Source organism: Mycobacterium sp. URHB0044 (assembly GCF_000620625.1).
Classification (GTDB): Bacteria; Actinomycetota; Actinomycetes; order Mycobacteriales; family Mycobacteriaceae; genus Mycobacterium.
The window spans coordinates 84,938-98,808 of sequence record NZ_JIAW01000014.1 but is presented as its reverse complement, the minus strand read 5'-3'; the positions used below and the strand labels follow the sequence as shown (position 1 = coordinate 98,808).

At 66.9% G+C, this 13,871-nt stretch carries 11 protein-coding genes; all 11 read right to left on the bottom strand.

Annotated elements, in window-relative coordinates; translation table 11 throughout:
• Positions 1–22: 22 nt before the first annotated feature.
• Complete coding sequence (fadD32, locus tag N536_RS0125450; protein WP_029116209.1) at positions 23–1,912, bottom strand: long-chain-fatty-acid--AMP ligase FadD32; 1,890 nt, start codon at positions 1,910–1,912, stop codon at positions 23–25.
• A 269-nt stretch (positions 1,913–2,181) separates the two neighbouring features.
• The gene (locus tag N536_RS0125445; protein WP_029116208.1) at positions 2,182–3,195 is read right to left on the bottom strand and encodes a cutinase family protein; all 1,014 of its coding nucleotides are present in this window, start codon (positions 3,193–3,195) and stop codon (positions 2,182–2,184) included.
• Between the two features lie 9 nt (positions 3,196–3,204).
• Positions 3,205–3,594: a DUF732 domain-containing protein gene (locus N536_RS0125440; protein ID WP_197040227.1), complete on the bottom strand. Its 390-nt coding sequence runs from the start codon at positions 3,592–3,594 to the stop codon at positions 3,205–3,207.
• A 162-nt stretch (positions 3,595–3,756) separates the two neighbouring features.
• Positions 3,757–4,638 carry an alpha/beta hydrolase-fold protein gene (locus N536_RS0125435; RefSeq protein ID WP_029116206.1) on the bottom strand — a complete coding sequence of 294 codons (882 nt, stop codon included), beginning with the start codon at positions 4,636–4,638 and terminating at the stop codon, positions 3,757–3,759.
• Positions 4,639–4,769: 131 nt separating this feature from the next.
• Entirely contained in the window at positions 4,770–5,762 is a 993-nt protein-coding gene (locus N536_RS0125430; protein WP_029116205.1) for an esterase family protein, read from the bottom strand.
• A gap of 116 nt (positions 5,763–5,878) precedes the next feature.
• Entirely contained in the window at positions 5,879–6,898 is a 1,020-nt protein-coding gene (locus N536_RS0125425; RefSeq protein ID WP_051574758.1) for an alpha/beta hydrolase family protein, read from the bottom strand.
• A gap of 157 nt (positions 6,899–7,055) precedes the next feature.
• Positions 7,056–9,062: a flagellar motor control protein ZomB gene (gene zomB, locus N536_RS0125420; RefSeq protein ID WP_029116203.1), complete on the bottom strand. Its 2,007-nt coding sequence runs from the start codon at positions 9,060–9,062 to the stop codon at positions 7,056–7,058.
• Entirely contained in the window at positions 9,040–9,957 is a 918-nt protein-coding gene (locus tag N536_RS0125415) for a decaprenyl-phosphate phosphoribosyltransferase (protein WP_029116202.1), read from the bottom strand. Before N536_RS0125415 ends, zomB begins: the two co-directional genes overlap by 23 nt.
• Entirely contained in the window at positions 9,954–10,490 is a 537-nt protein-coding gene (locus N536_RS0125410; protein ID WP_029116201.1) for a phosphatase PAP2 family protein, read from the bottom strand. The genes N536_RS0125415 and N536_RS0125410 overlap by 4 nt, the downstream gene beginning before the upstream one ends.
• Entirely contained in the window at positions 10,487–12,430 is a 1,944-nt protein-coding gene (locus N536_RS0125405; protein WP_029116200.1) for a glycosyltransferase, read from the bottom strand. The genes N536_RS0125410 and N536_RS0125405 overlap by 4 nt, the downstream gene beginning before the upstream one ends.
• Positions 12,427–13,638, bottom strand: coding sequence for a UDP-galactopyranose mutase (gene glf, locus N536_RS0125400; RefSeq protein WP_036437587.1), 1,212 nt, complete (start codon positions 13,636–13,638; stop codon positions 12,427–12,429). Before glf ends, N536_RS0125405 begins: the two co-directional genes overlap by 4 nt.
• Positions 13,639–13,871 lie beyond the last annotated feature (233 nt).

Below are 13,871 nucleotides of genomic sequence, written 5' to 3'. Positions count from 1 at the left end.
CGCTGCGCGGCTTGGATCGCGGTCAGTCCGCTTGATCGGGGAACGCGTTGGCGACCTTGCCGGTGCGCAGCGACCCATCGAGGTAGGCCGAACGGCATGCGCGCCGGCCGATCTTTCCGCTCGACGTGCGTGGGATGGCCCCCGCAGGCGTGAGCAGGACGTCGCGCACGGTCACGCCGTGCCGGACGGCGATGGCCGCCCGGATGTCGTCCACCACCGGAGTCAGGTCCATCTTGTGTGCGCCTGGCGCACGCTCGGCGACGATTACCAACTGCTCGCTGGAGTCGTCAGGGTCGCGCTTGAGGCCCGCGTGGGCGTTGTCGAACACCTCGTCGGGCAGCTGGTTTGCCGGCACCGAGAACGCGGCGACGAACCCGGTCCGCAGCGCACGGCTGGCCTCCTGCGCGGAGTACTCCAGATCCTGCGGATAGTGGTTGCGGCCGTCGATGATCACCAGGTCCTTGACGCGCCCGGTGATGTACAGGTCGCCTTGGTAGAAGGCGCCGTAGTCGCCGGTGCGCACCCACGTCGCGTCGTCCGTCGCGCCTTCGGCGTGGGACGGATTGGTCCGCGACTTGAGGATGTTCTGGAACGTCTCGCGGGTTTCGTCGGGCTTGCCCCAGTAGCCGGTGCCCATGTTCTGGCCGCTGATCCAGATCTCGCCGATCTGCCCGTCGGGCAGCTCGCTGGCCGACTCGGCGTCGACGATGGTGGCCCACTCGGCGATGCCGACCTTGCCAGCCGACGCCTGAGCGACGGCCTTCGGCGAATCGTCGGGCACCTCGACGAAGCGGTGGTTGTTCAGCTCGTCGCGATCCACCGAGATGATCTTCGGCGGCTCGTTGGCCGGGGTGGTCGAGACGAACAGCGTCGCCTCGGCGAGGCCGTAGGACGGCTTGAGTGCCACCGGCTTGAAACCGTACGGGTTGAACGCCTCGTTGAACCGGCGCACGGTCGCGGCCGAGATCGGCTCGCTGCCGTTGAGCACCGCCTTGACGTTGGACAGGTCCAGTGGCGGTTCGCCGTCCTTGGGGAGGCCACGCGCGGCGGCGTGATCGAACGCGAAGTTGGGTGCCACCGAGATGACGCCACCGATGTCGCCGGGCTTGCGGGCCATCTCGCGGATCCAGCGGCCCGGCCTGCGCACGAATGCCGCGGGCGTCATGAACGTGACATAGTGGCCGATCATCGGCGCCACCAGTGCGGTGATCAGACCCATGTCGTGGAAGAACGGCAACCAGGAGACCCCGCGGTCGCCCTCCTCGCCGTCGAGCGCCTCGATGACCTGAACGACGTTCGTGGCCAGGTTGAGGTGAGTGATCTGCACGCCGGTCGGGATGCGCGTCGAGCCGGAGGTGTACTGCAGGTAGGCGATGGTGTCGGTGCTGATGTCGACGTGTTGCCACGTGGCGCCGACCTCGTCGGGCACGGCGTCCACGGCGATGACACGCGGGCGCTGGTTGGCCGGGCGGCTGCGGAAGAACTTGCGGACGCCCTCGGCGGCGTCGGTGGTGGTCAGGATCGCCGTCGGCTCGCAGTCGTCGAGCACCGCGTGCAGCCGGCCGACGTGCCCGGGCTCGGACGGGTCGAACAACGGCACCGCGATGCGGCCGGAGTAGAGCGCGCCGAAGAAGGCGACCATGTACTCCAGGTTCTGCGGGCAGAGGATCGCGACCCGATCGTTCGGCTCGGTCACCTGCTGCAACCGGGCCGCGACGGCCTTGTTCCGGATGCTGAAGTTCGCCCAGTTCAGATCGCGCTCGACACCGTCGCGCTCGATCGAGAAGTCGAGGAACCGGTAGGCGAGCTTGTCGCCGCGCACCTTCGCCCACTTCTCGACGTGGCGCACCACGCTGCCGTTGTCGGGAAACCTGAGGAGTCCGTCCTTTAGGAACGGATTGTGGAATCCCATTTCACTCTCCTGTCAATGCACATCGTCACGGTTCGCTCCGCACGGAGTATCCGGCCGACGCGCTGTCGTTCGGCCGTCACATACGCCAAACCCCGAGAATCGTACCGGGATGTAGCCATCGGCCCCGGGATCACTGGTCAGACACTCTCTGGATGCCTCACACGGCGTCTGATCGGGTTCCCTCGGGCCGATGCCGAACCCTACTCTTACGTTTCTCTTAATGTTAGGTGAGCGCCCCGCACAGGCCAAATCCTTGGCGGGATCTTTACTCAACCGTGTTTCGGGTGAGGCGCGTTCTCGATCACGCCTTGCGCCCACGACAACGTCCACTGCGGGGCGGTCTTGCCGTCCAGGTTCCAGAACTCCGGGGTGTTGTACAACGCGTGCACCGGCGCGCCCGCGCCACCACTGAGCGTCTCAAGCGTCTTCGGCAGGTTGATGATCGAGAACGCCGATGTCGGTGCGGCGCAGATCAGGTCGCCCCGCGCGCAGATCTCGTTGGTGCGGTCATTCAGCGTGCCGAATCCGCCGGGGCGCGGTCCCGTCATCGAAAGCCCGAGCGACGACAGGGTGGGCACCTCGGCCAGCGTGATCTCGGCGCCCTGCCCGTCCGGGTTCGGGCCGACGTCCTGGCCGACGGAGTCCTGCCTGCGGCCGTCGGCGATCAACGTCACACCGAGCACCAGATCCTCGTCGATGGGGCCGCGGCCATTGCCGATGTCGCTGGCGATGTCGCCGGCGATCACCGCACCCTGCGAGAAGCCGATGATCACGTAACTGGTCAGGGGGCAGCGCTCGTTCATCGCCGTCAGCTCGGCGATCGCGGCGCGGGTGCCCTCGGCGCGGCTGTCGTTGTACGACATCTGCTTGTCCGCCGAGAACGGATTGTGGAACTGCGCGGTGTACGGAACCGTGAACTGCGCGAGGCGACCACTGTCGAAGGCGTCACGCAGCGGGTTGGTCACGTTGAGCAGCAGCGCAATCGGGAACTGCGTCGGATTCAGCGGGTCGAGCTGCGGCGAGGACTCCCACGTGCCGGGGATCGACATCAACTGGACGTCGGGGCAGTCCGCACTCTGGAACTCCGGACGCGGCTTGCGCTGCCCGCTGGTCGGCGGGACGGCCGTCGGGGGACTGGCGATGGGCGGCACCGCGGACGGCGGCGTTTCGGGCTGCCGCAGCCAGACCACCACCGCGGCGACCACGACGGCCACCAGCACGGCGACGGCCCCGGCGGCAGCCAGGGCGAGGATGCGGTGACGCTTGCGTCGGGTGGTCGGCATGTTCTCCTGCTAGCAGAGTCGTTCGGTGGCGATGCGAATGTAGTCGGCGGTGGCGGAGTTGACCTCACCCACCGGTGGGGCCTGCGAGCTGCCGTGGGCGTCGCGGACGTCGCCGCGCACCATCGGCAGCACGAAGTCCCACACCGCCTGGTCGCTCTGTTCCGCAGCCTTGGCCTGGCACACGTACGAGCCGATGCTCAGCGCCAGCAGTTCGCTGGACGGTTGCACGCCCGCAGCGGTGAGCGCATCGAGGTAGCCGCGTTGGCGAGGCGTCGCGTGCAGGGCCTCGGCCGGACCGTCGCCCTGTCCCGGCGGCTGCGCGATGGGTTGCGCACCGGACCCCGCGGGAGCGGTCTCCGATGTCGCCACCCCGATGGTGGCGAGCATGCTGTCGCTCATCCCGCAACCGCTTACCAGCAACGCCGCACACGCGACCGTGCCTAGGGTGCGGTAACGGGGCAGCCCCTTTGCCGGACCGGCTGCCGGCCCTACCTCGTATCGCACGTCTCCAAGGTACCGGCTGGTCGCCGCAGCACCGTCGTGGTCTTTGCCAGCGCCGGCCTACTTGATCGCAGCAGCGAGGTCGCCGGACAGCGCGGCCAGCTGCGGACCCCAGCTCGACCAGTCATGGTTACCGGCCGTCGGGAAGTCGAAGTGGCCGTTGTGGCCGCCGACTGCGCGGTAGTGCTGATAGAAGGTTCGGTTGCTGCCCTGCGCCTGATCGCAGTAGCCGATCATCGCTGCGGGATCACTGCACTCCAGCGTCGAGGGGCTGAAGACCCACAGCCGCGTGTTGTTGTCGGCGAGCAGTTGCACGTGCACGTCGGGGTCGTGCCACTTCCAGCGGCCGAGTTGTGGCAAACCCCACATGTTGCGGGTGTCCACCCCGCCCCACTGCGCCAGGCCCGCCGTGATGGCGCCGTTCAACGCGGTCTGCGACGGGGTGAGGAAGCCCGACATCGACCCGGCGTAGCGGTACCGGTCGGGGTGGAACGCCGCCATCATCAAGGCGCCGGTGCCGCCCTGCGCGGCGCCGACGATGCCGTGGCCGCCGGGTGCGAGGCCCTTGTTGGCCGCCAGCCAGTCCGGCAGCTCGCTGGACAGGAAGGTCTCCCACTGGCGACCGCCGTCCTGCTCCCAGTTGGTGTACAGGCTCCATGCGCCGCTGGCAGGGGCGGCAACGGAGACGCCCTTGCCCGCGAAGGTGTTCATCGCGTTGCCCGCCGTCACCCAGTTGCTCACCGGGTCACCCGCGTTGAACGCGTCGAGCAGGATCACCGCGTGCGGTCCACCGGCCTGGAACGCCACCGGGATGTCGCGTCCCATGGCGCCCGAGGGCACCATCAGGTACTCGACGCCTTCCGCCGTCGCCGAGACCGGCGAAGCCGACCACAGCCCCGCGGCCAGCACCACGGTCACGATCGCTCGCAAGAACCCACGCATCTACGCCACCTCACGTCGTTTGGCTGCCCCGCCGCAAAGAAGTGAACCACATCACCGCGACGGGCCGCGCGCGAAACGAACGACGGCGGCGACCCCCGAAGGGATCGCCGCCGCCTTAGTCGTTCTGGTCGTTACGCCGTCGGCGTAGCGCCAAGCACCCGCTGGATGTCGGGCTTCATCTGCTGAAGCTGCGAGCCCCAGTAGCCCCAGCTGTGCGTGCCGTTCTGCGGGAAGTTGAACACGGCGTTCTTGCCGCCCGCGGCGATGTAGTTCTGCTGGAAGGTCTTGTTCGTCCGCAGGGTGAAGCCCTCGAGGAACTTCGCGTTGAACAGGTTGCCCGAGCTGGTGCCCGCGTCGAGATCCGACGGGGTGCCGTCACCGCAGTACACCCAGAGGCGGGTGCCGTTGCTGACCAGCGTTGCCATGTTGACCATCGGGTCGTTGCGCTTCCACGCCGGGTCGCTCGACGGGCCCCACATGTCCTCGGACTTGAAGCCGCCCGCGTCGCCCATCGAGATGCCGACCAGCATGGGCCACCAGCCCTCGGACAGGTTCAGGAAGCCCGAAAGCGATGCTGCGTACTGGAACTGGCCCGGGTGGTAGATCGAGAGCGTCAACGCGGCGGAGCCGGCCATCGACAGACCAACCGCGGCGGTCCGACTCGAGTCGACGCCGTTGTTCGCAGCCAGGTAGGCGGGGAGCTCCGATGTGAGGAACGTCTCCCACTTGTAGGTCTGGCAGGCGCCGCCCTTGCCGCACGCCGGCTTGTACCAGTCGCTGTAGAAGCTGGACTGGCCGCCGACCGGCATGACGACCGAAAGGCCGGAGTTGAGGTACCACTCGAACGCCGGGGTGTTGATGTCCCAGCCGTTGAAGTCATCCTGCGCACGCAGGCCGTCCAGCAGGTACACGGCCGGAGAGTTCGGGCCGCCGCTCTGGAACTGGATCTTGATGTCATGGCCCATGCCAGCGGACGGCACCGAAAGGTACTCGACCGGCAAACCGGGCCGGGAAAACGCGCCAGCAGTCGCCGAGCCGCCGACGACGCCGATCAGTCCGGGCAGGGCGGCAGTTGCTACAGCCGCGACCGCGAGACGGCGCGCCAACTTTCCAACGAAACTCATGCTTCTACATATCCAATCTGTCGTATGCCGCACGGCAGACCTGCTGCGTGCCCATGTAGTGAACCACACCTGTGTGCGATCCCTCATGTCGTGGATGTGACATCCCTGGTCGCCGCTCAGCCATTGAGGGTGGCGATCAGGTCGGGCTTGAGGGCTTGCAATTGCGCACCCCAGTAAGCCCACGAATGGTTCCCAGCGGGTGGGAATTGGAAGGTGGCGTTGGTGCCACCTGCCGCGACGTACTTCTCCTGAAATCGTTTGTTGCTGCCAATGGCCAGTGATTCCAAGCTGTTTGCGTTGAACGACTGACCTGGGTCGACGTTCTCGTCGATGGGGCCGCCGCCCGGGGCGCAGTAAATCCACAGTCGCGTGCCGTTGCCGACGATTCTGGCGACCTGCTGGACCGGATCGTTGCGCTTCCACGCGGGATCCCACGGTGGGCCCCACATGTCGTCGACGTTGTATCCACCGGCATCCAGCATCGCGACGCGGATGGCCTGTTTCATGAAGAGCGTGGACGGATTCAGGAAGCCCGACAGCGACGCCGCATATCTGAACTGAGCAGGGTGATACGCCGAGAGGGTCAGCGCGGCACCACCGGCCATCGACAGGCCGACGACCCCGTTGCCGGTGGGTGAGACGTGCTTGTTGGCGGCCAGCCACTGCGGCAGCTCGGCCGTGAGGAAGGTTTCCCACTTATATGTATAGGGCTGGTCGTTGAAGCTCGACGGCGAGTACCAGTCGGTGTAGAAGCTGGACTGCCCGCCGACCGGCATCACCACCGCGACGCCCGAGTCGAAGAACCACTCGAAGGCGGCGGTGTTGATGTCCCAGCCGTTGAAGTCGTCCTGGGCGCGCAGGCCGTCCAGCAGGTAAACGGCCTTGGTCGGGCTCGCGCCGGGGGCGGCTCCAGAGGCGGGCTGGTACTGGACGTGGACGATCCGGCCCATCGCCGCGGAGTAGACGTCGAGGTACTCGACGGGCAGACCCTCGCGGGAGAACGCCGCCGCGCTCGGGGTGCCGCCGGTGACGTCGCCGAGGACCGTCAACGCGGGAAGTGCCAATGCGAGGGCCAATCCCGCCGACAGGCGTCGGGTCGCCCGTCCCACGGCGGCGAAACGCAAAGTCCTACCCATCTACTGCTCTGACCATCCAATTTCTCGTGTCCGGCGCACGGCGTCGTGGCAGGCGGTGAGTCAACTGACTGCTTATCGCCTCAACATGGCGAAACCGTTACCCAGGGCATAACCAAAGCAGAAGACCTGAGCACCGGACAAATCGTCGAGACGTCGCTCACGGCCCCGTCGCGGGCAGCCCGGTGTACGGAACGCCCTTCGAAGGAGGTGGCTGGAGACCGCATCGGGCCAGCTCGTAGAGCGGTACGCGGTCGATGCGGTACTGGGTCAACTGCGCGGCGTGCAGGAAGTTCGACAGGAACCGGCGCGGGCCCATCGGACCGCGCACGGCGTTGAGCATCGCGTCGGTTGCCGGGCACTTCAGCGCGACCTCCGCCTGGGCGATCCAGTCCTCGTCGAGATACGAAGGGATGAACGGATATTCCTTCAAGAACGGCCCCTCGGCGACGGCCCAGTCCGGGAACAGGTTCTTGTCGTGACCAATCCGGCCGTCCTCGAGCCGCGCCGTGTGCGCGGCCAATGGGTTGGCCAAGCCGATCTGGTCGACGACCCTGACGTCGAGTCCGACGTTCATGCCGAGCATGCCGAGGTTGGTGAAGAACACCGTGTGGGGCCCGATCTGGTCCTTCACCGGAGGTGCACCTGGCGGTGGCGGCGGCGGAGGAATGGCAGGAACGACGTCCCACTGGTCGTAGTTGCCGGACGGCAGCAGCAATGCCCCGTCGGGTGTGTTGTCGATGGCGGTCAGCACCGCGCGCATCCGCGGATAGTCCAAATAGTCTGCCGCAGTGAGGGGATGCGCGTGGCCGGTCGCCTGCGCGTAGAAGCGGCGCTCGTCGACGATCCCGGTGTAGGTGACCCGGGTGGCGTCCGCCCCCATCCCCGGTGAATTCGCCGCCCACACCGACCAGCCGGTGACGGCCAACCAGATCACGCTGGTGGCGCCGGCCAGCGCGTAGCCGGTCGCCCGGCCGATCCTGCTGCCGTCGGGCAACACGATGGGTATGACCGCGACCGGCATCAGCAGGCAGAAGAGCGGGGTCAGCAGCACCCTGCCGTGCATGAAGTCGCCGCCCTGCCGGACCCAGTAGATGCCCTGCACCAAACCACTGAAGAGCATGAAAAGGATGACGGCAGGCGGACTTTGGACGGTCCGCGCGAGCCTGCCGTAGCCGCGCGGAATCTGGTGGCGCGTCCACCACGGCATCGTCCTCGACGCGAACAGCACCAACCCGATCGCCGCGAGCAGCATCACCGGCGCCCACAGCATGTAGGGCTTGTTGAAGTTGGTCAGGTACGCGAAGCCCTGTTCCCACTTCGAACCCGTCGCGTCCTTGGCGATGGCCGTACCGGGCACCAGCAGTCCGTAGTAACCCATCCGGAACACCTGGTACACCACCGGCAGCAGACCGCCGGCCACCACGATGAGCAGCCGCCGGTGCCAGCCGCGCGCGGCGACGAGCATCATCACCAGCGCCAGCCCGCCGATCAGCGCCAGCTCGGGTCGCACCAGGACGCTCAGGCCCGCGACGAAGGCCAGCCATCCGTCGAAGGCGCGGCTGACCGCGTTCTGCTCCGGCCCGCCACCCGGGACGACGGGTTGGCGCAGCGCCTGCGACCAGCACACCATCATCCACCACAGCAGGCCGAGATAGGCCAGTACCAAACCGTTTTCGAGACCGGAGGTGGCGAAGTCACGGGCAGGCGGAATAGCGATGTAGACCACCGCCCCTGCGGGCAGCAACAGCGCCCGCCGCCCACGCAGCCCCGGCGCGTACAGCCTGCCGGTGCCGAGCATGGCGAACACGATGCCGAGCACGCTGAGCGTCAATGCCAGTGTCAGCACGACGTACTCGAGTTGCGTCGAGCCGCCGATCCACCCGCCGAGGGTGACCAGGTACGTCCACACCGTGGACGTGTTGGCCTCCACCCGCTCGCCCTTGTTGAACACCGGACCGTTGCCCGCCAGCAGGTTTCGCACGGTGCGCAGCACGATCAAACCGTCGTCGGCGATCCACCGGCGCTGCCAGGCGCCCCAGCCGAACAACCCTGCCGTCACCAGCACGCTCAGCCAGAGGCTGATCCGGACCGAGACGTCGTAGGGGAACGCCGGCCACGCGGCCGGGCGTAGACGAATGCGCTCAGCTGAAGTAGACGGCGGCACCAATGGTTCCGATCAACGCCACGCCGAGCAGCTGCAGCACGCGGTCGCGCAGCACGATCTCCTCGGGCTCACCCGCCATGCCGCCGTCGACGTCGACGGCGTAGCGCAGGATCGCGATGGTGAACGGGATCATCGACACGGCGAACCAGGACCCGTCGGTGATGCGGTCGCGCTCGAACGCCCACAGTCCGTAACACACCACCACGGCGGTCGCCGACAACGTCCAGACGAACCGCAGATAGGTGCTGGTGTAACTCTCCAGCGACTTGCGGATCTTGGCACCGGTGCGCTCGGCGAGTTGGAGCTCGGCGTAACGCTTTCCGGCTGCCATGAACAGTGAACCGAAGGCCATGACGAGCAGGAACCACTGTGACAGCGGGATGTCCGCGGCCGCGCCGCCGGCGATGGCGCGGATCAGGAAGCCCGACGACACGATGCAGATGTCCAGCACCGCTTGATGTTTGAGCCCGAAGCAGTAGGCCAGCTGAATCGCGATGTAGATCGCGATCACGAGTGCCAGGTTCGGTGTGGTGAACCAGGAGATGACCAGCGCGGTGACGGCCAGCGCCGCGGCGAGCCCGTAGGCCAGTCCTACGGGGACCACGCCGGCGGCGATCGGGCGGAACCTCTTGGTGGGGTGCTCGCGGTCAGCCGCGACGTCGCGAGCATCGTTGATGAGATAGATCGACGAGGCGGCGAAGCTGAACGCGACGAAGGCGATGCCGACGTTGATCACCACGTGCCGGTAGTCGTACTCGACGTTGCCGCCGAGGGCGAACAGCGGCGCGACGAGGACCAGCAGGTTCTTCACCCACTGCCGTGGTCGCAATGCCTTGATGATGCCGGTGGCCAGGTTCTTCGGCGGACCGGCCACCGACACGGCTTCCTCAGTCATCGCTTCCCGTCTCCTTCGACCCGGATGGCATCCACGACCTTCGCGACGACCGCACCGACCGCAACACCGGTCACGACGTCGGTCGGGTAGTGCACGCCAAGCACCAAGCGGGACAACGCCATCGGCGGCACGAGCAGCCACGGCAGGGGCAGTCCGGTCGCGCGGGCCAGCAGGATGGACGCGGCGGTGGTCGAGGTGGCGTGCGCGGACGGGAAGCTCAACCTGCTCGGCGTGCCGACGTTCACGGCGATCGCCGGATGGTGCGGGCGCTCGCGCCTCACGATCCGCTTGATCACCACCGCGCTCGCATGCGCCAGGAACGCACCGCCACCGGCGGCCAACCACACCCGCCTGCGCTGCGGTACCAGCAGCGCGCCCAGCAGCGAGATGGCCACCCATCCTGCGCTGTGTTCGCCGAAGTGCGAAAGGGCGCGGGCACCGCTCAACACTCCTGGCCGACCGGCGATCCCCTGCTGGACGGCGACCAGCACTGCGTCCTCACCCCGCGGGGCCCCGGTGTCGGCAGGGTTCATCTTCGCGAAGCCTGTGAGGCCCCGGGAAGCAGGACGGTCTCCCACTTCTGCTTGCTCGTCAGCACGGGCAGCGCTTCGCGGTAGACCTTGCGCATCCGATTGAACTTGCGGGCCAGGCGCAGCTGCCTTCGCGTCGACTCGCGCAGCAGTTCGAACATCTTCGCGCGGTCACGCTGCCGGTACACCACGCCGCGACCGTCGGCGGTGGTGACGGTGACGCCGTCGACGACGCACAGCGAGAACCAACGGGCGTCCTGCGTCGCCACGTTGATCTGTGGACGCCGATGATGCTCGGGGTCGTGCTGCTTCAACTGGTGGCTGACACCGCGCGCGAGGCGCACCGCGATGGCAGGCGGGTTGGTCGGGATCTTCACCTTCTTGCGTCGCTTGTCCGACGGCGGCGGAAGCACCGTCGCGCTGGGCAGTACGACTGCGTCGGGGAAGTCCTCACGCATCCGCCGCACGTCGGGCAGCGCGGACTCGAGGATCGAGAAGATGTGCTCGGGTCCGGCCAGGAAGTCGTCCATCGCCTTGTTCTGGATGGCAACGGTCGAATATTCAAGGCAGAGAAGGTGTTTGATAGTCGCCTTCATGTGGCTGGCGACCAGTCCGCGGATCGGGCCGTCCCAGTGCATGGCCGCGACCACCAGCCGGTTGCGGAGGTGGAAGTAGGCCTGCCAGTCGATCGCGTCGTCCTTGTCGCTCCACGCCATGTGCCAGATCGCGGTGCCGGGCAGGGTGACGGTGCCGTATCCGTGCTCGGCGGCGCGCAGGCCGTAGTCGGCGTCGTCCCACTTGATGAACAGCGGCAGGGGCTGACCGAGCTCCTCGGCGACCTGGCGCGGGATCATGCACATCCACCAGCCGTTGTAGTCGACGTCGATGCGACGGTGCAGCAGCTTGCTTTTCGGATTCTCTTCGTCGTTGAGCGGATACTTCGCGAAGTTGTGGTCGTACTCCGTGTTGATCGCGTTGGTCCACATGAAGTTCTCTTGGTCGACGATCTCGCCCATGACGTGCAGGTGCGACGGCTCCTGCAGGTTGAGCATCTGACCGCCGACGAGCGTTGGCGACTTGGCGAAGCGATTCATCGCCAACGCCCGCAGGATCGAGTCCGGCTCGATGCGGATGTCGTCGTCCATGAACAGGATCTGTTCGCAGTCGGTGTTCTTCAGCGCCTCGTACATCACCCGGCTGTAGCCGCCGGACCCACCGAGGTTGGGCTGGTTGTGGATCGTCAACCGGTTGCCAAGCGGGGCAGCGGCTTCCGCGAAGCCCGGGTAGTCGACGGCCTTCTTGGTGCCCTGGTCCGACACGATGACCGCGCCAATCACCTCGTCCACCAAGGGATCCGACGTGAGGGTGGCCAGTGCGTTGACGCAGTCCGACGGCCGGTTGAACGTCGGGATGCCCACTGCGATGCTGGCCCGGCTTGGCGGCGACACGGGCGCGTACCAACCCGCGCTGTGCACGGTGACCTTGGTGTCGGTCGTGATGTCGAACCAGATCCAGCCGCCGTCTTCGAATGAGTCGAGGCCGATCTCGAACTCGACAAAGGCGGGTTCGGTCGTGTCACCGCTGGATACCGGTGCTCCCCCGACCGTGATCCTGGCGCCGGTGGCCTTGGAGCGGTAGACATCGACGCGGGCCGTGCCGGTGAGCTCGACGCGCAGCACCACGGACTCGAGGATCGACCAGCGTCGCCAGTAGCTCGCCGGGAACGCGTTGAAGTACGTCGCGAACGACACCTCGGATTCCGCGCCGATCTCCAGGCTGGTGCGGGTCGGCGGATGCGCACGCCGGGCGTTGGTTTCGGATTCCTCGATGTACAGCTTGCGGACGTCCAGCGGTTCACCGGGACGCGGGAGGATGACGCGCGACAGCAAGCTGACCGCGCGGGTCTGCCCGGCGCTCAACGCGCCGGACGGAATGTCGCTCATGCTGGGCCACTTTCGTCTTGGGCAAGCGGCGCACCATCGACGAGGTGCGGCGCCAGGGTGTTGTCGTACATGTTCAGCGCACTGGCGATCGCCATGTGCATGTCGAGGTACTGGTAGGTGCCGAGCCGACCGCCGAACAGCACCTTGGCCGACGCCGTCTCCGCCCTGGCCCTGGCCCGGTACGTCGCGAGCAACGCCCGGTCGGCTTCGGTGTTGATCGGATAGTAGGGCTCGTCCTCGTCGTCGGCGAACCGGGAGAACTCCCGCATGATCACGGTCTGGTCCGTCGGGTACGCCCGCTCCGGATGGAAGTGCCGGAACTCGTGGATGCGCGTGTAGGGCACATCGGGGTCGTTGTAGTTCATGACCGGGGTGCCCTGGTAGTCGCCGGTGGGCAGTACTTCGAGTTCGAAGTCCAGCGTGCGCCAGCCCAGCCGTCCCTCGGCGTAGTCGAAGTAGCGGTCCAGCGGCCCGGTATAAACAACCGGAGCCGACGGGCTCGTCTTGCGCAACCCGTCCCGCACGTCGAACCAGTCGGTGTCGAGCCGCACCTCGATGCGCTCGTCGGAGGCCATGTTCTCCAGCCACGCGGTGTACCCGTCCGCAGGCAGGCCCTCGTAGGTGTCGTTGAAGTACCGGTTGTCGAACGTGTAGCGCACCGGCAGCCGGGCGATGTTCGCCGCGGGCAGTTCCTTGGGGTCGGTCTGCCACTGCTTGGCGGTGTACCCCTTGACGAATGCCTCGTACAGCGGCCGCCCAATCAGGGAGATGGCCTTCTCTTCGAGGTTCTGCGCGTCAGAGGTGTCGATCTCGGCGGCCTGCTCGGCGATCAGCGCCCTGGCTTCGTCGGGGGTGAAGTAGCGGCCGAAGAACTGCGACACCAACCCCAACCCCATCGGGAACTGGTAGGCCTGGCCGTCGTGCATCGCGTACACGCGGTGCTGGTATCCGGTGAACTCGGTGAACTGTCGGACGTAGTCCCACACCCGCTTGTTGGACGTGTGGAACAGGTGGGCGCCGTATTTGTGCACTTCGATGCCGGTCTGCGGCTCCGCCTCGGAGTACGCGTTGCCGCCGATGTGCGGGCGGCGGTCGACGACGAGGACGCGCTTGTTGAGCTGTGTCGCCACGCGCTCGGCGATCGTCAGACCGAAGAACCCGGAACCGACGACGAAGAGGTCAAAGGGGCCGGCTGAAGGAGCTGTCATCGGCAGCAAGGGTATCCGACTCGGGTGCTGGGGCCCGAATGCGTCGGGCGGCCCGCCGCAATGTGACAACCGCCCCGCGGCAGGTCGCAATTCGCTCACGATTCCGCATCGTCACTCTAGAAGCACCAGTCACATCCGTACCATCGACCACGTCGGTATTGACGGATTCCACAAGGGGCTGCGTCGACCGGCAGACCGCACGCACGAGCACTAAACACACGTAGTCCAGATTG

Excerpts from the sequence above, each read along its gene's own strand:
- N536_RS0125435 (WP_029116206.1), bottom strand. The coding sequence starts at position 4,638 with ATGCGTGGGTTCTTGCGAGCGATCGTGACCGTGGTGCTGGCCGCGGGG.
- N536_RS0125440 (WP_197040227.1), bottom strand. The coding sequence starts at position 3,594 with ATGAGCGACAGCATGCTCGCCACCATCGGGGTGGCGACATCGGAGACC.
- N536_RS0125430 (WP_029116205.1), bottom strand. The coding sequence starts at position 5,762 with ATGAGTTTCGTTGGAAAGTTGGCGCGCCGTCTCGCGGTCGCGGCTGTA.
- N536_RS0125405 (WP_029116200.1), bottom strand. The coding sequence starts at position 12,430 with ATGAGCGACATTCCGTCCGGCGCGTTGAGCGCCGGGCAGACCCGCGCG.
- N536_RS0125415 (WP_029116202.1), bottom strand. The coding sequence starts at position 9,957 with ATGACTGAGGAAGCCGTGTCGGTGGCCGGTCCGCCGAAGAACCTGGCC.
- glf (WP_036437587.1), bottom strand. The coding sequence starts at position 13,638 with ATGACAGCTCCTTCAGCCGGCCCCTTTGACCTCTTCGTCGTCGGTTCC.
- N536_RS0125425 (WP_051574758.1), bottom strand. The coding sequence starts at position 6,898 with ATGGGTAGGACTTTGCGTTTCGCCGCCGTGGGACGGGCGACCCGACGC.
- N536_RS0125445 (WP_029116208.1), bottom strand. The coding sequence starts at position 3,195 with ATGCCGACCACCCGACGCAAGCGTCACCGCATCCTCGCCCTGGCTGCC.
- fadD32 (WP_029116209.1), bottom strand. The coding sequence starts at position 1,912 with ATGGGATTCCACAATCCGTTCCTAAAGGACGGACTCCTCAGGTTTCCC.
- N536_RS0125410 (WP_029116201.1), bottom strand. The coding sequence starts at position 10,490 with ATGAACCCTGCCGACACCGGGGCCCCGCGGGGTGAGGACGCAGTGCTG.